Consider the following 17,392-nt stretch of genomic DNA (forward strand, 5'->3'; position numbering starts at 1 on the left):
CTAGATAGCCCGACCCAGACGCAAAGTCGCTTTCTGCATCGTTGATTGTGTGTTATTCATGGATTGGTGGCCTGCGGGTAGATACACTCCGGCCGCGACGAGCGCGCAACCCCTGCTTCCGCTGATCCCGGGCAGGGGTTGCGCCTCCCTTCCAGAGGTCACGCGACTAACTGTCTCATTTCATTGTTGACTAATTGATCAAATTGTTATTAATTCTAATTGTTGCCCGATAAAGGAAGTCGGGCGATGTTTCACCTCGGCATTGTCGAAGGGATCAGCGGTGAAAATCAGGAGAGTAATCGGTGCGGGTGCCGTCGCGTTGGCGATGACTACCACGGCACTGGTCGTCACGCCGCAGGCTGCGTCCGCCGCGACCGGTGGGTGCAACGGCGCAAGCTGCAACGGGCTCGACCCGTCCGGGCGGTGCGACGGTGACGCCATCACTGTGGCATCCAAGGCGGTGACCGATGGTCAGTTGGACCTGCGGTACTCGCCGTCGTGCGTGGCCAACTGGGGCCGGTACACGCCGTACACCAGGGACGCGAGCTTCTTCGCCGCGCAGGGCAAGGGCATCTACGCGCGGGTGACCGCGTGGAACCCCGGCGGGCCGAGCTACGGCACGGCCTACCACGCGCCCGGCGTCTACGGTTCGAGCTGGTCGCAGATGGTGGACGGCCGCTGGACGGCGTGCACCGGCGTCGAGGTCGTGATCACCGGCAGCAACGGCGACTACGACTCGCAGGGCTGGAGCTGGGGGCCGTGCTACTGACCCTGACCAGGTGAAGACCAACCACAGTGCGAGGGGGCCGGATGACCCCGGCCCCCTCGCACGCACAACACAGAACTTAAACAAGGGTTGATATGAACTACAAGCAACACGCTTTGAAACTGCTCGGCGCAGCCGCACTCACGACAGCAACTTACTATGTACTCGGCAAGCTATTACCGCATGACATGCTTCCCGCCTTCCAAGACGGCTTAGGAACCCGAGGCGGCTTCGTCGTGGCAAGCCTCGTTCTTTTGGCAACGATGGTATGCGCGGGAATCCCGGCTTGGTTCCTACTGCGCTGGCAGCACGTGCGTAATGCGACCACTCTCACGCTCACCGCCACGGTGATGGCCTACGTTCTTTCCTACGCGCTGACAGGCGTGGCCGTCTCGCTGCTTGGCTGGTGGGCTTGGCTCGCGAGCCAGTTCATGTTCATCCTCGTCGCTTTCCTCGTAGCCGATCTAGCGGTGAACCGCCAGAAACCAGCTCCGGCGAAGTGATCGGAAGCCTCATCGCATTACCTGATCTCGACTGAGTGCGCTCGTTTGTGCTGAAAGGTGTCCCCTCGAATGGCGGCGGCTGCTGCAGCCAGTAGCGTCAAGACCAGCGCCGATCCGATGATAATGAGGATCTTCTTTCCCTTCACTTCGTCCCGCCTTGCCCGAGCTATCTGCGTCGGTACTCCTTGCCGTAGTGCTTGACGACGTACTCCTCAAGCGCGTCCTCGATGATAAGCCAAGGCCGACGCCCCTCGATGAACGTCAGGTCTCGCACGACCTGGGTGTGTCGCGACGGGTACATAGCAAACCCACGGTTGGTGGGCTGTTCGCTGGTGTCCACGGGAGTGATGTAGACGGGCCGTTCGGATGAGGACGCCATCTTCGGCTCGGCCGCGGTTGTGTCGTGCTGGACGGCTTCCACGGGCGCGCGGGCGGCGGTTGGTTGTGTCGGAGCTACGGGTTCGGTCAGCGTGGGCTTGGATGCCTCGACATCAACCTGCGGGATGCGTGCGCGTGGTTCAGCCGCCAGCGCCTCTGCACGCAGCTTCTTGAAGTCCTTACTCATGGATGATGATCTCCGCGACCCGGTTATAGGCTTGGGCGGCTGGGCTCCCGGGTTCATAGAGCACAACCGGTTGGTGTAGTTGCTCGGCTTCGTCGACGACGGTGGACTCGGGGATGATCTGGTCGATCATGGCGTCGAGGTACTGCTGTTTGACGCCCTCGAACACCGCTCCCGAAGCGTTGGTTCGCTTGACCCTCGTCACGAGAATGCGAGCGCGACGGAGGTTCGGGTTGTAGCTGTTGCGGGCACGCTCGAACGCTTCCCATGTCCTTGTGATGCCGTCTTCGGTGTACGCGGACGCCGCAGCGGGGATCAGCAACTCATCCGCCGCTGCCAGGGCGTTGATGGTCATGAAGTTCAACGACGGTGGTGTGTCGAAGATGATGGCGTCGTACTCCGCCTCAAGCGGCGCGAGTACCGCGCGTAGTGCGTGTGACGGGTCGGGCTGGCTCGGGTCGGTTCGCTGAAGGGTCATGCCCTTCTCTGTCTTCGATAAGTCCGCGTGCGCCGGAAGCAGGTGAAGCCCTGGAACGTCTGTCTCTAACACCACCGTTGCGGGGTCACGGTCAGGATCAGCAAACAGATCGTTGAGCGTCGCGGGAAGTACTGACGGACTCAGGCCGAGTCCCTTGGTGGCGTTGGCCTGTTCGTCCAGATCAACGAGCAGAGTGCGATGCCCCATCACTGCGAGAGCCGCCGCTAGGTTCTTGGCGGTCGTGGTCTTCCCTACCCCGCCCTTGTGGATTGCGATGACTATCTTCTTAGCCACGCCTCATGCGATCCACGCCGATGTATTTCAATTGATGGTCTAACATATCTCCTTTGAATATACACACTCTAACGCGAATGCACAAACTCCAACGCTCTAGAATTCTAGAGCTCTAGAGTTTGCTCTTGAATTCTAGAACACGCACGCATATAATTGATCATGTAAACATGAGGCCGCATGATGGCGAATCAAGAAACAACAGTCAGCAGGGATGAGCTACTAGGGCGGATCGCCAAGGCGTTTGTTGCTCAGCGCCTCGCCATTGACCCGCAAGCCTGGCCGCTAACGCATGACCGGGCGTGGGTGAGTCTTGCTGCACGTCTCCTCAACGCGCCGGGAAGCACACTCGCGCGGCGACCTCTCAAGTCGAGGCTCGCAACACCTCTGGCACATCAATACGTAAATGGGGGATCTTCAAAATGAATACGAATCAAACTATCGCGCCAGACGTAGAAGTGGTGAAGTACAGCACTCAGCTCCCACCGGCGTTGATCAAGTGGGTTAAGCGTCACGCTCTCGATCACGACACCAAAGACTATGAGGTCGTACGTGCAGCCGTCGAACTACTGAAGGCCGCCGAGGAGCAGCGCACGCCGCAAGCTGTTGAGCTGCTACCAGTGTAGCGGCAGGTTTCCTGAAAGCAGGTAAGCCAGAAACCCTGATTACCTGAAAACCCGCCAGCCCGAACACTATTTGATACAGCCGAACAGAGGTGACGCGAAAGCATAACCTTGTCACATCGGAACCGTTGCTTTATATTCATAAACAACTAACGTTCCTCGCTTTGTCGTTATCGCTCGGCACGTTAGTTACCAGTCGGGGTATCTGGCGGTGCTCAATTCAACACAAAAACGTTGACGAGGATGAGCGCTTGGTTTACTATTGTCTTAACGACAAGCAGGAACGCAGAGCCCCGAGAGGGGCTTTTCTTTTTGCCAGAGAAGAGTCTTAGCAAGTCCACCACACTACCGCCGCGCGGCGAATCATTACTAACAACAAACAAGCACCCTAGCTCGTTGAACCGAGCCGTCTTCGACGTGCCTTCGAGCAGCGAGCGGGTCACAGGAGAATATCGCCGTGGAGCAGATTAACCACACACTCAGGCAGCGCTATGACGCGCTCGCCAGGCAACGAAACCAAGTCGACAACAAACAGCCTGCTAGTTCTATAGAAGAAACAGTAAAACCCTCTAGTTCTTCTATAGAACTACCGGCAGTCATTGACGATCTGATCGACAACAAGATGTATCGCAACAAGTTCAAATCGTTGATCCGTCGAGGTCACTTACAAGACCTCTTAGAGCTGGCCGAGCTGGCCGCTAAAAAGGACAAGCCAAGTCATTGGTTTTCGATGGTCACGGCTAAACGCCGATGGGAGCAGACACTCAAGTTCCTCGCCAAAGCCCGTGAGATCGCGCGTACGGCCGCCGAAGTCATCAAACGCCTTCCCGTACCGTCTGACGCGGTAAACGTCGTTTACAAAGCCTGCTGGCGCGTGAGCGGGCACGCTGTGCGGCTCGCCATCACGGCGGCCGAGACTGGACGTGACCCGTTCAAGTACTTCGCGTGGCTTGTCTGGAAGGGCCACGACAAGCAGCCAACAGGGGCTACCGCGTAGCGACCACCGCACAGCGTGAGGTCGGCCCGATCAAGCATCACCGCCGGCTGCGCGAGAGACTGCCAGGTTCACAGGCCCCGCTGCCGTGCTGATGGTGGTGACGACTTCACCGCGATCGCGGCGCACCGATAGTCGGCACTACTTCCTGCGCGAGCGTACGCATGTTCGGTGCGGTCATCACCGTTCCCAACACCACCAGCAAGAGGAAGGCCAGTAACACGATACTCTGTCCTTCCATAACGGTCAGACTCGCGGTCTTGTGGCGCTCGGAGGTGATGATGTAGCGCTGGACATGACCGCGCGTCCGGTCGTCGTAGTCCCGGCCGATATTAAGGAGCACCAAGTGAAGACGCTTGCGCAGGTTCAGCATCACGTCGCGCGTCGAGCTCGACGGCCTGCTTACGTTCGTGGTCTTTGGTCGCCGTGAACACCCGCCACGCGACAACGACCGTCACGAGTCCGCCGACGATCGCACGGCACACGTGGACGGTTCCTCCTCCGGTCGGTGCCGGCGCGACCTACGCTGTACGAACCCCTTCAGCCGAGTAGGAACCCAATGACCAGCCGCCAGCCCGACCCCCGCTCGCTCAACTTCGCCGGTGACGTTGATGAGCACGATCAACCGTTGCCCATGACCGTCGAGGTGCTCCAGGCCCGCACCGCGAAATGGCCGATGTCTACGAACACCCCGTATGACGTGGCTGGCCTCCTGGCACGCTCCCGCCAGATGTTCATCGACGGCTACTACACCTACGAGAACTTCATGGACGCGGCGACCCGAAGCTTGCAGGCGGTCGAAGCGGCCTTGCGGGTTCGGTTCGACGCCGACAAGAAGGTCGACTTCTTCAAGCTGATCGAGCGTGCCCGTGACGAAGGTCTGGCAGATGCAGCTACCCATGACATCCTCCACACCGGACGACAGCTTAGGAACAGCCAGATTCACGCCACCCGCCAGGCGGTGGTGACTCCGGTGATAGCGGCGAACATCATCCGCACGTCGCACCTGCTTGTTGCCGAGGTCTTCGACAAGCAGCCGTAGAGCTATGGCTGCTTCAGCTCGATCTCTTCGCGAGCGAGGTTGAACGTGATCTGAAACAGATCAAAGAACCCCTGCTGTCCAACGATGCCGTAAGGCTTGTCATCGAGCGCTTTGGCGAACCCGGCTTGTGCCTCGAAGGTGAGGCCAGCAACCTCGATGGTGATCGGGTGGATGTAGAAGTCTTGCGGTTCGCCAGTTGCGCCCATCATGGTAGCCATGCGGCCATGCGTAGGGTCGATGCCCAAGTACTCGCCAACCTGGTACCCGAAGATATTGAGGTCTGCACCCGAGTCGATGAGGACTTCGTAGTCAAGGATGTTCGCGCCGTGGTGCAAGGCGATCGGGATGACGGGCCGCAGGATGTCATCTGAGTACCGCGCGTAGCGGAAGGTCAAAGTCTCGTCTCCGCGCCACCTACGAAGTAAGTGAGCCGCTTTGGTACATGCATGAGAATCGGCCTGCTGTGCCCGAGCATCTTTGCTTTGTCGGCCGCTTCCTTGAGTGACGTGCCTGACGCAATGACGGTCTCCTCGTCCTGTTTCAGGGCGACCCAGAGACCTTTGTAGCGCCCGTAGAGCTTCTTCCAATCTTTAGCCATATTCAGTTTTCCTTTATAGACATTTTATCACATATCAGTTACGAGGAGGCAAGGACTGTGCGGTGCTTATCGGCGGTACTTCATGCTGGACGACTCGCGAGCTCGGCGCAGTCATCACCGTGCCCAGCATCACCAGCAAGAGGAACGCCAACAACACGATGAGCTGACCGTCCATAACGGTCTGGCTTCGAGCCTTCCGGCGCGTCTTCTTCCGCTGCGCGGGCGTCACTGTGTAGCGGACAACCTGACCGCGCTGCCGGTCGTCGTAGTCACGGCCGACACCGAGAAGACGGAGGCGAAGACTGGTGCGCCGGTTCATGCGGCCTCCTGAGCGGCGAGATGCGCTTGGGCTTCTTCCCATGTAACAAAATCTTGATCGCACGGCCCTACGCAGAAGTACGGCATCTCCGTGTCCTCAATACCAGCCGTGCGAAGCATGTGCTCGTCTTGGATTGGCTGACCGAGGTTGTCTACCTCAGCATTGGCTATAACGACGACCCGCAAGTCGTCTCGCGTGCAGACTTGCTGCTCAGTGTTTGTTATACTTGGCATAGAGCCTCCTTCTGTTTGGTTTAGTCGCTGAGCGAGGAGGCTTTTTGTTGCCTTCTCTTACCTATAATTATCCTCCTTTCACCCCTAAAGATCAAGTATTTCACCTCTGTTATCCACGGCTTTATGGCGTACTTCCAAAGACCTGAACCCAATGACAGTCCCAACTCAAACCGAGGCCCACGACATTCCACCTCGGGCTGAGAATGTTGCTACGATGACCATCGCTCGACATCCAAGATTCATGAACTTTCTGACCACTGGACTGTCCATGCGCAATGTTTTCACCGACTGACCAGCCGAAGCCAGCGGCGGCCGTTCTGTCCCACGGTTTCAAGCCCTCGGGGTTGTCGTGTCCATAGAAGTTGCGATGGTGCATATCGAAGGCGTGCCGTTGAGCGACCTCATCAAGGATGGGGTGACGTTCCAACCTCCACAGGCCGTTTTCCTCGCGTGCCCTGTTGAGCCAGTAGAGCACGTTCTTTAGCTGGGACAGGTGGTAGTCAACGAGTGGCAGCGGCATGGCTAGACCTCCATCAGCGAAGTCGTGAACTCATCGAACGTGCAGACTTTGAATAGTTGGCGGGCTTCCTCCGGGCCGCCTTTGATGACTTGCTCGATCATCTGCGCGCGCTGCGCGTCGGGTACGACGAACAGCACGAGCGGGTAGACCTCGGCGGGGTTCCACTGCTGGTAGGCCCGCCAGTAGCGCACGCACTTGTCCTGGATCGTGTCGGCGTGTTCTGTGCCTCGATCGACCTCAAGCCAGTACGCCAGTTCATCGCCGCTGCCGCGTTGGCCGAAGCCGAGCCGCATCACCGCGTCGGGGGTGAGCTGGATGGTGCCGACCTTCACGTGAGCGGCCGGCTCGGGCTGGAAGTCGAGGACTTCAAACGCTCCCGTGCGGGCGGTTTGGTTGAGCCGAACAAAGCAGTCCGCAACCGCTAGGGCGTGAAGGTTGGCCGCTCGTGGTGCCCAGTAGTCGCCCTGCTTGTTCGTCAGCTTCCACCCCGCGCGGCCGAGCTGGTAGACGAACTGGGCCGAGCCGCCGCCCACTCCGCCGCGCGGCCGTTCCAGGCGGGCGAGGTGTCGGCTGGTGGTCAACCGCTTCAAGGTGCGATCGAGCGGGGTTGCTGACTGGAGGTTCCAGAAGTGCATCTCTGCGATCTGTTCCGCACTGAGTTGTCGGAAGCGAGCCACGTCCAAGATCACCCGGACATCCCGCGCGGGGAGCGAGCGAGTCAAAGACGAGGGAGTATGCCGCTCGCCACTGCTGCCGTTTGCCCTGGTCATGGCCGTTTTCCCTGTGGGGCGACACACACAGCGACGCACACGCTTGATGGGTGGTGTCCTCCGGTCATGGTTCGTTCTCCTTGATCTTGTTACTTGATGTCCTGCTGGCTGTCGTCGAGCGCGGCGGCTTCCTCGGCAAGCAGCGTTCGCCGTACCTTGCGGCCGTAGTCGCGGGTGCCTGCCACGCGATCGAGCTTGGCCCCTGATGGGGTGCGACCTTGGGCACCTTCGGCCGCCCAGTGGTCGCGCATCTTCTTCTCGGCCGCACCCTTGCTCTCGTCCCGCTGGACGGGGACGAGTCCCAAGATGACCGGCGGGACGGCCGAGACAGTCACGACCACCAACCACCCGCTGCTGACGCTGGTCAGCGAGGTCACGCCCGCCGAGGCGAAGAAGTGGTACGCGCCGTTCCCGGTCACCGACAAGCCAATGGCGCCCACAGCGTTGGATCGGGCGTACTGCCTGACATGCCCCGTCGCGGTGTTCCGCAACCACACCCGCGTAGCCGTCACGGCGTAGGCGTCGATCGCTATAGGCAGCAGCCACGCGAGTTTGAAGCCCAAGACTTCGCCCGACACGCCTGCCAACTCTGCCAGACCCGACAACGTGGAGAACGACAGCACCGCCGCCGCCACGGCAACCGCCAGCATCCCGACGTACGTTGAAAGGTCGCGTCTGGCGGTGTTCATGACGAACCCTCGGCCCGCCATTGATCGGAGAGGATCTGGTTCACAGCCTTGTACCAGCCCTCGGCGTACTGGGTGGCAAGCTCTATGTGGTCAGCCGCGAACTCGGCCCATCGTTGGTTGGCGTCTTCTACCTGCGAGTCAGCCAGGGGGCTCAGCGATTCACCACCGAGACGGTCAACGTCGTCGAGCTGCCGAAGCAGCGAGTCCACGCCACGTTTCAGGTAGGCCACGCGGTTCACAAGGTCATGCATCGCACGCGACATCACGTCCACTTCCTCTTACCAACCGGTGGGCGAGGCCCGTTCGTTGAAGCGCTGCCACCCACGTTGCGGCGCGCTGCGATCTCGGCTTCTACTTCCGTGACTGGACGGCCGAACTGTTCGCGGGAGCGTTGGACGGCTTTGAGTGCACGGCCGTGGCGTGCCCTCAGCGGCAAAGTGGTCAGCGTCATCGGGCCGCTTACGCCGTCCGAAGTAGCCAAGCGGGTGATCGCCTCGAACTGGCGCAGGTGCTCAAAGTCGCTTTCACTTACCCGAGAGCCGAAGTGGCGGGTGAAGAAACGTGCCTCTTCGCCGAGAGCTTGAAACACGAGTTGGCTTCTGACGTTGTTGGCGACTGCGGCTTGAAGGTCTCGGTCTAGCTGACCGGTGTGCTGGTACATGATGGTTGCCGCCAAACCGAGCCCGCGGGCTTGGGCGAACATATCGCCGGGGCTGACGGGCAGGTTCATGAAGCGGTGGAACTCATCGACGTAGAGGAACGTCGGGTTATTCGGATCGGCAGCTCCGGCCTTGACTTCTGACCACAGGGCGTTGAGGAAGATGGAGCCGATCAAGCCCTCGACTTCATCGCCTTGACCGGCCAGGTTCACGAGCACGATCTTCTTCTTTTGAATGGCCTCCCGTAGGTTGAAGGTGGATGTGCTCTGGCCGAAGATGTTTCGCACCTCTCGGCGGTTGTTGAGCTGCCAGGCACGGGAAAGCAGCGGGCCGAAGAACATGGCGCGCTGATCGCGGCTCATGTTTTCGACCTCTTGCCAGAACTCGGCCAGCTCCTCGATGTGGCTCACGCCGCGTATCAGGTTGTCGCTGAACTCAACCTGGTTGGCCCGAGGGATGCAGAGCGGCGTTAGGTCGGCAAACGTCATCGGATGCGTCGCGTTCTTGCTGAGCATGAGGGTCAACACGGCGTGGTACAGAGTCTGAGGTACGCGGATGCCTCGGCCGCCTTGGCGATCGAAGGAGGCGAAGAGCTTTTGGAGATTGGCGGCGACGATCTGTGGGTTTCCTTGCAGGATGTTGAAGCCCACAGGAAAACGGGAGTCGCGCATGTCGATGGCGATCACGTCGTTCACGCGCTCTGGCGTGACGGTATCGAGCGCCAGATCAAACAGCTTGCCTTGTGGGTCGAGCAGGAAAACGCCGTCTCCGTTCGTGATGTTTTGGGCAATGAGATTCCCGGCAAGTTCCGTCTTGCCTGATCCGGTACCGCCGACAATCTGAAGGTGCTTCAGCGACTCGCGCGCCGAGAGGGCAATGGGCCGTTCGTTACCCGGCATGGTGCTCCGGCCGAGTGTGCGCCCATCCCTCGGTACCGCCTCGGTCGCTGGAAGGTGCCGCGTACGACCAGCAGGCAGGCCCGCCACGTGTGGCTGCCCCAACGGCCAGGCCGACAAGCTCACCAGCTCGGTAGCCGAGAGCTGGACAGGGAAGTGCAACGGCGCATGGGCTGTTACGATGTCGGCTCCAAGATCCCCGGTGAACGGGCGTCGCTGGAATCGAGTAGTTCCGGTGTGCGTGGTGGCGAGCGCCATTTGAACCTGCTTCATAAGGTGCTCGGCGCGTTTCTTGTGACCCGCCTTGACAGCGATCCGCAGTACGGCACGGACGTTTGGTTCTGTGAGCTTCTTCCGGCGCGCTTCAATTTCGGTGCCACCCGCCAAGGTGTTGCCAGTGAATACTCCGCGCAGGCTGAACATCGTGGACTGCACGGGCTTCTCTGTAGCGGGCGGGTTTCTGCGTGGCATTGGCACGATGAGCGTTTGAATGACGATGGTCTCGTCTTCGCTGAGCGCCTGGAGGCTTGAAAGGATGCTGGCGGTTACCGCCTCTGGGTTGCTGATATTTAGCGGCATGTTGGCGTTCTTCATGCCAAGCTCGCGCGTCAGCGTCCAGGCATCGTCTAGTAGTTCATGGGTGATGTCGGCGTGGATGCCTGGCACGTGTGTGCGCAACTGCCCGATGATGTAAGCGGCGCGTTCTACCGGCATTCGTAGCCGATGAGCAAACCCGCGTGCCGTGGCGACCAACTCAAGTGCGATAGTCGCTACCTCGGCCTTGCGAACTCCGTTGTTATGTATCGCCCCGGTAATTGATTCGATCCAGCGCAAAACCTCGGGTGCACCAAGGTTGGACGGGAAAGCCAGCTCGTATGTGTTGAGGCGTTCGCCCCATGCCCGCTGTTGTTCGCGCATGTTAAACAGTCCAATAGCTAAGTCGTAGAGAGTAGCGATTGGCGCAAGAGCGTTGATAGTGAGTGCAGGCGCAAGAGTCACGATTAAAATTTTCGCACACTTGCGCCGAGAATTATGTTGTAGTATGCGCCGCACTTTCTCAGAATGACCACGGCGACAGGGTCGAACTAACCAAAGCCGACCCCTGCCACCGCCTTGATGCCTCAGCTTTCGAGCGACGCCCGGTAGAGCGCCATCTTGTCGTCAGGGATACGGCCCTTGTCGTTGACCTCGTGGCCGTTCTCGCGCAGCCAAGCACGCGCCTTGGTCGTCTCCGATTCGCCGGAGCCGGCCGCGGTGCGCACCGTGCCCGCCTTGAAGAACGGCTCCAGAAAGCCGACGAGCTTGCCGTAATTCTCCTCGGACAAGTCGATAGCCACGGTGCGGCTGTCGAGCACGAGCTTGTGCGGCTCGGCTCCCTCCGTGCCGTCGAGGTCGTCGACGCGGTAGTTCTTGATCGCCATGACTTCCTCCTCGGTTTCTTCAGGATTTTGTGTGCGCCAGTTCGGCTTACACAAAACTTGTGTATCTATCGTCGAAGCAGTTGCAGCGCCTCGATCAGCTCGTTCAGCTCTCGCTGTCCAACCATGCTTCTGAACTTGGCCCGGTTCTTCGGCTGTGCGTGCTGAGCGATGTACTTCGCCATCGGCAAGGCCGACTGGAGAAGCATCGCCAGGATGGTGAATATCCGTTCCGCGCCTGGACTGAGTTCTTGGTTTGCCATATTCACCTCCTCAATCCTCGAAAGATGAACATGTAGATCGCACCCAGTACCACAACCGTGAGGATCATCCAGAGGAACGGCTGGATCAGCCACCACACCAGTCGCGCGCCCAAGGCCAGGAAGAACAGAAACAGCGCTGCGGCGTATGCCTTAGCCAGGCCACTGCTGAACTTCCCCGGCGGCCGGAAGTTGTCCATGAGTCACCTCACCCTCGATGTAGTTGGGGTGCTGAGCCGCGATGTCTTCCATGCGCTCCGCGGCTTCCTGGAACGCGATGTCCAACTGGCGCAGTGCGCGGCGCTTGTGAGCCCGGATTACCCAGAGATCGCCGTACATCTTGAAGGCGACGACCAAGCTGGCCACCAGGACCACGAAGCCGATGCCACCTACGGCGTACGGCCAGTAGTTGGACCAGGCCCAGACCACGGCCTTCACGGCGAAGTAGATAGCGAGTACTGGAGCGACCAACACAAACACGATGGCCGCTAGGACCCCAACCGCGCCGTCGATCAGCTCATCCATCAGGACCGCCTGCCGATCTTCTGACCAATGTTGATGCCGGTCATGGCGAACGCGACAAGCTCTTGAGCCAGCAGCTCGTTACCCAGCTCGCTCGTAAGCCGGCCGAGCATCATCCGCTTCACGTCGAGCTGAGCCGTGTACTGCATGAGCTGGTGCGTGTAGTCGGCCAGCCCATCGGCGTAGGTGAGGGCCACCTCGTTGTTGCGGAGGGCTTCGGCTACTGCCGCGGTGCGCTTGAACACTTCGTACATCCGGTCACCTCCTTGTCTGGTTAAAACGGCCGTTCAACCCGGCTGGAGTGCCAGGTCGGTTCGGTGCATACCAAGGTAGAACCGCTCCAAGTTGATGTCAAGCTAGAGTGAGTCCAGGTTGGAGTGATGCCAACTTGGAGTGGGTGTAGGCTGACTGGTCGTGGTGGACCTTGGCTCCAGGCGACGCGCAGCAAAGACCAAGCGACTGCGAACAGAGACGGCGCTCGTGAACGCAGCGCTGGAGTTGCTGCGCGAGCACCGATGGGAAGACATGACCATGGAAGCTGTCGCGCAAGAAGCAGGAGTGAGTGTCGCGACGGCGTACAACCACTTCAAGTCGAAGATTGGTCTCGCCTACCGCGTCAGTGTTCAGAGGGCCGAGTTTCTGAAGGCTGAAGCAGCCAAGAGTGCAGAGCGCGATCCACACGAGTCAGTGACTCGGTACGTCGGTCTCGTCGCCAACTTCTTGATTGGCGATCCGCTTGTTTTTGGCACTCTCCAGAGGGCGATTGAAAGGCAAGAGTTCGCTAGGCAGCCTGATGACTCGTCCCTGATGCCCCACTTGGACAGCCCCTTTGTCGAGATCATCAAGGATGGGCAAGAGCGTGGCGTTTTCCGGTCTGACGTCTCAGCCGAAGACGTAGCCGCTTACCACATCAACGCACTGCTGTTGAGAAGGCTGGCCAAACTGTCGGAAGATCCTGAGGAGACGGCGGCATTTACGCTTAGCCAGCTTTTCCCAGTGCTTGAGGCGCAAGAATCAGGCACTGCCGAGCCGATCAGATGAACCATTCGTCCGTCGGGACCACTCACTCACACAAGCCAACTATCTGATTGCATTTATTTCATAAGTATGTTATAAATTACCTATTGGTGGCCAATTGGCCCCATGTGTGCTCAAGGCGTACTCTGCACGCGCGTAAGCGGGATTCACTCTCGACCTCTAAGGGGTGCGATGGATTCCGACAAACAAGCGGCTGAGCGTCTGCAAAAGCTCAACCGCTACCTAGAAGAGAAGAACAGGCGCTTGAACGCCCTGATTCAACTCTGTGCGCAACATCCCGTCTGGCCGATTGAGGCAATGGTGCGGGAATACAGCGCCGCACTCGACGTTACTGATGAGCGGCTCTGGACAGAACAAGGCCACGGCACAAACGCTGATGGCTTGGGTCCCCGCCAGAGGTCAGGAAGGACTAGGCGGACGCGCACCCGTGATAACCTGATTCTCATCGCGACGAGGCTTGTGGTCCAACGACGACCATTTCTCCTCAAAGACTTGGCTAATCCCCCTGAAGTGGCCAGGCCAACGGTGTACCTCCACTTCAGAACGAAGGAGGAGTTACTCTGTGCCGTGTACGATCGCCTGATTCAGCCGATCCTCAACCAGGCAACCAAAGAAAACTGACCAACGGGCTGCGAGCCTGACCGCCTTGTACACACACCAACGACCCCGCTCCGCGCGTGGCACTTGAAGTGCGCCGCAGATGAGCGGGGTACTTCATTTTCAGAGTTTCTACTTCCGCATCTGCGCGAGCAGGCTAACCAGCTTCTCATACTCGGCACTCTGCCAGGCGAGACGGCAGAGCAAACGACGAGCATCGTGCTCAGTCAGCTCCTGCCCGCGCTTACAGCTTGTTTAGCCCATCCAGAACCCGACGAAGCACCTGCGGATCATTCATGACCTAGATCGGCTCGCTCGCAGGCTGAGAAGGACGCACACGGCGTGGCAGACCGGCAGGCGTGGTCGTGGGAATATCCCGCCAGGTTGACTTGCCATCTTGGTCGACCACTTCAACGATCAACCGGCCATCGTCTAGGAGCAGAACCCTGACGTGGATACAGCGGAGTACAGCTTCGTCGATGTTGGGTACGACTGAGGTTACCAGCTCGTCCATGAGGATGCTAGCAGCCTCCGTAAGGTAGCCGAGCTTCCAGGACCGAAGCGTCAAGTAGACCAGGGAACGGGCACAACTCGCGGCGGTCGGGGTTGCCACGAGCTCCAGACTGTTAGCTGCCTTCATCTGTGGGCGGGAGTGCAATCGCCGCGTTGAGGTCATGGGAGTCTATTAGTCGCCGCCGAGTGTGAGCACTTGAGCATTGGCCTTTAGTTCGAGCGCCATAAGCAAGTGGTTGCACAAGATGTCGTTGCCAGATAAATGCTCCAGGCTCGGCACGATCACGTGGTGGGCCTCGGCACGCTGAAGCTCGTTCATCAGCTCGTAGAAGGCCGCATGGCAGCCGTTCTGAAACTCTTGGAAGATCGTCGCGAAGCAGTAACCCTCGCGCTCGGCAACCTGCTTAAGCGCCAGTTCCACCTGCGCCAGGTCGTCATCGGGCGTCTCGGGCTGCACGCGCATGTATCCATAGATCAGCGGCTTCATCCCGCTCACCGCTTCTGACCTTGAACGACCCAGATGGTTGCGCCGGTCTCTTGCTCGATGTGGGTCTTCATCGCCTCCTGGAGACCAGGCAGCCGGGCGAAGTGCCACAAGCTCGGGACGATCACGTTGCGCACATCGGAGCGTTTAAGCGTGTCGAGCAAGGTGTAGAAAGCTGACTCAGAACACTGGATGTGTTCAGTGAAAACCTGGTCGAGGGTGAAGCCCTCGCGCTCGGCGTACTCAGCCAGCTCACGCCGGATGCGCTCTGCCTCTTCTTGATCGTCAGCGGTAGCAACCCGCATGTAGCCGTAGATCGTTGGCCGCATAGTCAGCCCTTTCAAACCTGGCGACGCTGAAGGGCGGTGCGGCGGCGGCCCCTTGGCAAGCACCGCCACACCGACTAAGACCAGCAAACGGCTCTGACCTGCGTAAACCCACAGCGGAACTGTCACAGCGATGACGCATAGGTGTGGCATCGCAGGGGTCGACCTGTGCGGATGGCGAGCAGGCGACTATCCTTTGTGTCCGCTACCTGAGCGGAGAGGACGCCAGCATGGCGAGCAAGCGTGTGCGACTCGCCCAGCGTCGGAAGGCAGTCGGCTACAGCCAAGAGAAGCTAGCCGAAGTGCTCGACGTCGAGCGTACGACTGTCGTGCGCTGGGAGGCGGCTGAAACCGAGCCTCAACCCTGGACCAGGCCGAAGCTGGCTCGCGCGCTCAAGGTCAGTAACGAGGAGCTGCAAGAGCTCCTGGACGACATCGTGATCGTTCGAGCAGAGCAGAGCGAGCGTATGAGCTACGTGCTCCAACATCCCAGCAGCGTCGACCTGGTGGCCGTGGCTTATCTGCATGAGCGCATCCGCCAACTGGATGAGTCTTACGACAAGTCGCCTTCGACCGCGCTGCTCGGACCAGCCGGCCACGTCCACGGCCAAGTTGGCTATCTGCTCGAACATGCCACCGGTCGCGTTAAGAAGGCGCTCTTCGAGGTGCAGGCCGAGTCAGCGACGTTCATGGGTCAGCTGGTGTGGGACGTCAGCCAGAGGCGCGACCACCAAGGCCCCGTCGGCTACTTCGGTGAAGCCGTTCACGCTGCCAAGCAGGTGCGTGACCCATCCGTCGAGTCCTACGCGATTCTGCGGAAGGCGTACGTCGCCCTGTACGGTGAGAAGGACCCGGTTAAAGGTCTGGAGCTGGCCGACGAAGCCGCAGCTGTCGCCAAGCTATGTAGCCCCTCGCTCACTGGTCTAAGCCTACTACATGTGGCCGAGGGGTACGCCATGACTGGCGCGCTTGACGACTGCGAGGCCGCGCTCAAGAAGGCCGAAGCTCAGTTTGATCGGGTCGACGAGGATGACGTCGCGGCTGAGTACTACTCGGTGAACGAGTTCAACCGGCTTGCCGGCTCGTGCTACCTGTTCCTCGATCTACCGGACCGGGCCGAGCCGATCCTTCAGTCGACTGTCCTGGCGCTGAGTTCCAAGAAGAAGAGCCAGACCATCGCGCTCGGCAACCTCACGTTGAGCCTGATCCGTCAACGTAAGCTGGACGAGGCGGAAGCGACGATGCACCGAACCATCGACGCGGTAGAGCTGACACGGGGCGGTGGTGGGTTGAACCTGGCCTTCGCTGCTGGTCGGGAGCTACGTGAGTGGCGAAGCGAGGGCTGGGTGCAGGACATCAACGACCGCCTTCTAGCCTTGATGGCTGCCATCTAGCACGTGAGGTGTTCGTGGGTATCGACCAGGACAAGCAGGCCGTACGCGAGAAGGTGTGGCGCCTGCTTGATCGGGAGAAGGCAGCCCCTCGCGACTCGTATGGGAAGATTCCCGGCTTCCACGGTGCGGAGCTGACCGCTGAGCGGCTGGCCGAGATGCCAGAGTGGCAAGCTGCCCGAGTCGTCAAGGCCAACCCTGACTTCGCCCAGCTACCCGTGCGTGCGCGTGCGCTTGATGACGGCAAGCTCGTCTACATGGCGGTGCCGAAGATCGCCAGCGAGCAACCGTTCTATCTGCTCGACCCGAAGGGACTCCAGATCAGCGCTCTGGTCGCGGCTGAGAAGAGCGGAGCGAAGCAGTACGCACAGCGTGTCGGCGTAGATGAGATGCCACTAATCGACATCGTCGTGTGCGGAAGTGTGGCTGTGAACCGCTCAGGAGCCCGTATTGGCAAGGGAGCGGGTTACAGTGACCTGGAAGTTGCCCTACTCATTGAGGCCGGTCTGGTGACCTCTCAGACGGTCATAGTAGCACCCGTTCATGGGCTCCAGGTGGTCGACGATGAGATCCCCGAGACGCCGCACGACTTCAGCGTTGATCTAATCGTCACGCCCGACGAGGTGATCCGCTGCGACAACCCACGTCGGCCTCGGGGCATCATCTGGAGCGACCTAACCGCCGATCAGATCGCGGCTATTCCGGTGCTTTCAGCGCGGCAGGCTGGGAGCTAGGCCGTCCGTCCGGCACGCGCCGCAAACCCGCACGTAAGGCCATGTCAGAGGCCGTACGTCAAGATCACTTTTCACGGCCCTGGTGAGGCCCTGCGTGGCGCTCCTGGGGGCCACTGAACAGGGGTAGACTGGCGTACGCCCGAGGGTGGATAGCGGTTCTCTCGCC

At 59.9% G+C, this 17,392-nt stretch carries 26 protein-coding genes; 9 read left to right on the forward strand and 17 right to left on the reverse strand.

Annotated features, from left to right (window positions below; all coding sequences use genetic code 11):
* Positions 1-280: 280 nt before the first annotated feature.
* Together MJ783_RS12620 and MJ783_RS12625 are read left to right on the forward strand one after the other, a co-directional pair.
* On the forward strand, positions 281-769 hold the full coding sequence (locus MJ783_RS12620) for a DUF2690 domain-containing protein (protein WP_239310611.1): 489 nt from the start codon (positions 281-283) through the stop codon (positions 767-769).
* A 92-nt stretch (positions 770-861) separates the two neighbouring features.
* Positions 862-1,269, forward strand: coding sequence for a hypothetical protein (locus MJ783_RS12625; RefSeq protein WP_239310612.1), 408 nt, complete (start codon positions 862-864; stop codon positions 1,267-1,269).
* A gap of 166 nt (positions 1,270-1,435) precedes the next feature.
* Here the strand turns inward: MJ783_RS12625 and MJ783_RS12630 are convergent, their stop codons facing one another.
* On the reverse strand, positions 1,436-1,834 hold the full coding sequence (locus tag MJ783_RS12630) for a hypothetical protein (RefSeq protein WP_239310613.1): 399 nt from the start codon (positions 1,832-1,834) through the stop codon (positions 1,436-1,438).
* On the reverse strand, positions 1,827-2,603 hold the full coding sequence (locus MJ783_RS12635) for a ParA family protein (protein WP_239310614.1): 777 nt from the start codon (positions 2,601-2,603) through the stop codon (positions 1,827-1,829). The genes MJ783_RS12630 and MJ783_RS12635 overlap by 8 nt, the downstream gene beginning before the upstream one ends.
* Positions 2,604-3,061: 458 nt before the next feature.
* Here MJ783_RS12635 and MJ783_RS12640 point away from each other — a divergent pair, with 458 nt between their 5' ends.
* Positions 3,062-3,226 carry a hypothetical protein gene (locus tag MJ783_RS12640; RefSeq protein ID WP_239310615.1) on the forward strand — a complete coding sequence of 55 codons (165 nt, stop codon included), beginning with the start codon at positions 3,062-3,064 and terminating at the stop codon, positions 3,224-3,226.
* A 454-nt stretch (positions 3,227-3,680) separates the two neighbouring features.
* Complete coding sequence (locus MJ783_RS12645) at positions 3,681-4,220, forward strand: hypothetical protein (protein ID WP_239310616.1); 540 nt, start codon at positions 3,681-3,683, stop codon at positions 4,218-4,220.
* A gap of 106 nt (positions 4,221-4,326) precedes the next feature.
* On the opposite strand, the gene MJ783_RS12650 is transcribed toward MJ783_RS12645, so the two are convergent.
* Positions 4,327-4,593, reverse strand: a complete 267-nt coding sequence (locus tag MJ783_RS12650; protein WP_239310617.1) for a hypothetical protein — start codon at positions 4,591-4,593, stop codon at positions 4,327-4,329.
* Between the two features lie 183 nt (positions 4,594-4,776).
* Here MJ783_RS12650 and MJ783_RS12655 point away from each other — a divergent pair, with 183 nt between their 5' ends.
* Positions 4,777-5,259, forward strand: a complete 483-nt coding sequence (locus MJ783_RS12655; protein WP_239310618.1) for a hypothetical protein — start codon at positions 4,777-4,779, stop codon at positions 5,257-5,259.
* Positions 5,260-5,261: 2 nt separating this feature from the next.
* On the opposite strand, the gene MJ783_RS12660 is transcribed toward MJ783_RS12655, so the two are convergent.
* The 12 genes from MJ783_RS12660 to MJ783_RS12715 all read right to left on the reverse strand — a co-directional run bounded on the left by MJ783_RS12660 (position 5,262) and on the right by MJ783_RS12715 (position 12,397).
* Entirely contained in the window at positions 5,262-5,654 is a 393-nt protein-coding gene (locus MJ783_RS12660) for a hypothetical protein (RefSeq protein ID WP_239310619.1), read from the reverse strand.
* Positions 5,651-5,857: a DUF5678 domain-containing protein gene (locus tag MJ783_RS12665; protein ID WP_239310620.1), complete on the reverse strand. Its 207-nt coding sequence runs from the start codon at positions 5,855-5,857 to the stop codon at positions 5,651-5,653. Before MJ783_RS12665 ends, MJ783_RS12660 begins: the two co-directional genes overlap by 4 nt.
* A gap of 34 nt (positions 5,858-5,891) precedes the next feature.
* The gene (locus MJ783_RS12670; RefSeq protein WP_239310621.1) at positions 5,892-6,176 is read right to left on the reverse strand and encodes a hypothetical protein; all 285 of its coding nucleotides are present in this window, start codon (positions 6,174-6,176) and stop codon (positions 5,892-5,894) included.
* A 354-nt stretch (positions 6,177-6,530) separates the two neighbouring features.
* Positions 6,531-6,929 carry a CAP domain-containing protein gene (locus tag MJ783_RS12675; protein ID WP_239310622.1) on the reverse strand — a complete coding sequence of 133 codons (399 nt, stop codon included), beginning with the start codon at positions 6,927-6,929 and terminating at the stop codon, positions 6,531-6,533.
* Between the two features lie 2 nt (positions 6,930-6,931).
* Positions 6,932-7,618 (reverse strand): replication-relaxation family protein, encoded by a 687-nt coding sequence (locus MJ783_RS12680; protein WP_239310623.1) that lies wholly within the window; start codon positions 7,616-7,618, stop codon positions 6,932-6,934.
* Between the two features lie 170 nt (positions 7,619-7,788).
* Entirely contained in the window at positions 7,789-8,388 is a 600-nt protein-coding gene (locus tag MJ783_RS12685; RefSeq protein ID WP_239310624.1) for a DUF2637 domain-containing protein, read from the reverse strand.
* Positions 8,385-8,654, reverse strand: a complete 270-nt coding sequence (locus MJ783_RS12690; RefSeq protein ID WP_239310625.1) for a hypothetical protein — start codon at positions 8,652-8,654, stop codon at positions 8,385-8,387. The genes MJ783_RS12685 and MJ783_RS12690 overlap by 4 nt, the downstream gene beginning before the upstream one ends.
* Positions 8,651-10,942, reverse strand: a complete 2,292-nt coding sequence (locus MJ783_RS12695) for a type IV secretory system conjugative DNA transfer family protein (RefSeq protein WP_239310626.1) — start codon at positions 10,940-10,942, stop codon at positions 8,651-8,653. The genes MJ783_RS12690 and MJ783_RS12695 overlap by 4 nt, the downstream gene beginning before the upstream one ends.
* A 122-nt stretch (positions 10,943-11,064) precedes the next feature.
* Positions 11,065-11,364: a histone-like nucleoid-structuring protein Lsr2 gene (locus tag MJ783_RS12700; RefSeq protein ID WP_239310627.1), complete on the reverse strand. Its 300-nt coding sequence runs from the start codon at positions 11,362-11,364 to the stop codon at positions 11,065-11,067.
* Between the two features lie 65 nt (positions 11,365-11,429).
* Positions 11,430-11,624 (reverse strand): hypothetical protein, encoded by a 195-nt coding sequence (locus MJ783_RS12705; protein WP_239310628.1) that lies wholly within the window; start codon positions 11,622-11,624, stop codon positions 11,430-11,432.
* Positions 11,625-11,774: 150 nt separating this feature from the next.
* On the reverse strand, positions 11,775-12,146 hold the full coding sequence (locus tag MJ783_RS12710; protein ID WP_239310629.1) for a hypothetical protein: 372 nt from the start codon (positions 12,144-12,146) through the stop codon (positions 11,775-11,777).
* Positions 12,146-12,397: a hypothetical protein gene (locus MJ783_RS12715; RefSeq protein ID WP_239310630.1), complete on the reverse strand. Its 252-nt coding sequence runs from the start codon at positions 12,395-12,397 to the stop codon at positions 12,146-12,148. Before MJ783_RS12715 ends, MJ783_RS12710 begins: the two co-directional genes overlap by 1 nt.
* Before the next feature lie 226 nt (positions 12,398-12,623).
* Between MJ783_RS12715 and MJ783_RS12720 the strand changes: the two genes are divergently transcribed.
* Entirely contained in the window at positions 12,624-13,184 is a 561-nt protein-coding gene (locus MJ783_RS12720) for a TetR/AcrR family transcriptional regulator (protein WP_239310631.1), read from the forward strand.
* A gap of 168 nt (positions 13,185-13,352) precedes the next feature.
* Entirely contained in the window at positions 13,353-13,802 is a 450-nt protein-coding gene (locus MJ783_RS12725) for a TetR/AcrR family transcriptional regulator (RefSeq protein ID WP_239310632.1), read from the forward strand.
* A gap of 661 nt (positions 13,803-14,463) precedes the next feature.
* On the opposite strand, the gene MJ783_RS12730 is transcribed toward MJ783_RS12725, so the two are convergent.
* Positions 14,464-14,778, reverse strand: a complete 315-nt coding sequence (locus tag MJ783_RS12730; protein ID WP_370651614.1) for a recombinase family protein — start codon at positions 14,776-14,778, stop codon at positions 14,464-14,466.
* 5 nt (positions 14,779-14,783) lie between these two features.
* Entirely contained in the window at positions 14,784-15,191 is a 408-nt protein-coding gene (locus tag MJ783_RS12735) for a recombinase family protein (protein ID WP_239310634.1), read from the reverse strand.
* A gap of 140 nt (positions 15,192-15,331) precedes the next feature.
* Here MJ783_RS12735 and MJ783_RS12740 point away from each other — a divergent pair, with 140 nt between their 5' ends.
* A complete protein-coding gene (locus MJ783_RS12740; protein ID WP_370651615.1) occupies positions 15,332-16,495 on the forward strand; it encodes a helix-turn-helix transcriptional regulator in 1,164 nt (387 codons plus the stop codon).
* 14 nt (positions 16,496-16,509) lie between these two features.
* A complete protein-coding gene (locus tag MJ783_RS12745) occupies positions 16,510-17,226 on the forward strand; it encodes a 5-formyltetrahydrofolate cyclo-ligase (RefSeq protein ID WP_239310636.1) in 717 nt (238 codons plus the stop codon).
* Positions 17,227-17,392: the final 166 nt, after the last annotated feature.

It is taken from the genome of Protofrankia sp. Cj3 (genome assembly GCF_917627355.1).
GTDB lineage: Bacteria > Actinomycetota > Actinomycetes > Frankiales > Frankiaceae > Protofrankia.

Bases quoted from the DNA above. Each gene is read 5' to 3' on its own strand.
- MJ783_RS12625 (WP_239310612.1), top strand. From the start codon at position 862: ATGAACTACAAGCAACACGCTTTGAAACTGCTCGGCGCAGCCGCACTC.
- MJ783_RS12630 (WP_239310613.1), bottom strand. From the start codon at position 1,834: ATGAGTAAGGACTTCAAGAAGCTGCGTGCAGAGGCGCTGGCGGCTGAA.
- MJ783_RS12655 (WP_239310618.1), top strand. From the start codon at position 4,777: ATGACCAGCCGCCAGCCCGACCCCCGCTCGCTCAACTTCGCCGGTGAC.
- MJ783_RS12665 (WP_239310620.1), bottom strand. From the start codon at position 5,857: ATGGCTAAAGATTGGAAGAAGCTCTACGGGCGCTACAAAGGTCTCTGG.
- MJ783_RS12670 (WP_239310621.1), bottom strand. From the start codon at position 6,176: ATGAACCGGCGCACCAGTCTTCGCCTCCGTCTTCTCGGTGTCGGCCGT.
- MJ783_RS12675 (WP_239310622.1), bottom strand. From the start codon at position 6,929: ATGCCGCTGCCACTCGTTGACTACCACCTGTCCCAGCTAAAGAACGTG.
- MJ783_RS12685 (WP_239310624.1), bottom strand. From the start codon at position 8,388: ATGAACACCGCCAGACGCGACCTTTCAACGTACGTCGGGATGCTGGCG.
- MJ783_RS12700 (WP_239310627.1), bottom strand. From the start codon at position 11,364: ATGGCGATCAAGAACTACCGCGTCGACGACCTCGACGGCACGGAGGGA.
- MJ783_RS12705 (WP_239310628.1), bottom strand. From the start codon at position 11,624: ATGGCAAACCAAGAACTCAGTCCAGGCGCGGAACGGATATTCACCATC.
- MJ783_RS12710 (WP_239310629.1), bottom strand. From the start codon at position 12,146: ATGGATGAGCTGATCGACGGCGCGGTTGGGGTCCTAGCGGCCATCGTG.
- MJ783_RS12715 (WP_239310630.1), bottom strand. From the start codon at position 12,397: ATGTACGAAGTGTTCAAGCGCACCGCGGCAGTAGCCGAAGCCCTCCGC.
- MJ783_RS12725 (WP_239310632.1), top strand. From the start codon at position 13,353: ATGGATTCCGACAAACAAGCGGCTGAGCGTCTGCAAAAGCTCAACCGC.
- MJ783_RS12730 (WP_370651614.1), bottom strand. From the start codon at position 14,778: ATGAAGCCGCTGATCTATGGATACATGCGCGTGCAGCCCGAGACGCCC.
- MJ783_RS12740 (WP_370651615.1), top strand. From the start codon at position 15,332: ATGGCGAGCAAGCGTGTGCGACTCGCCCAGCGTCGGAAGGCAGTCGGC.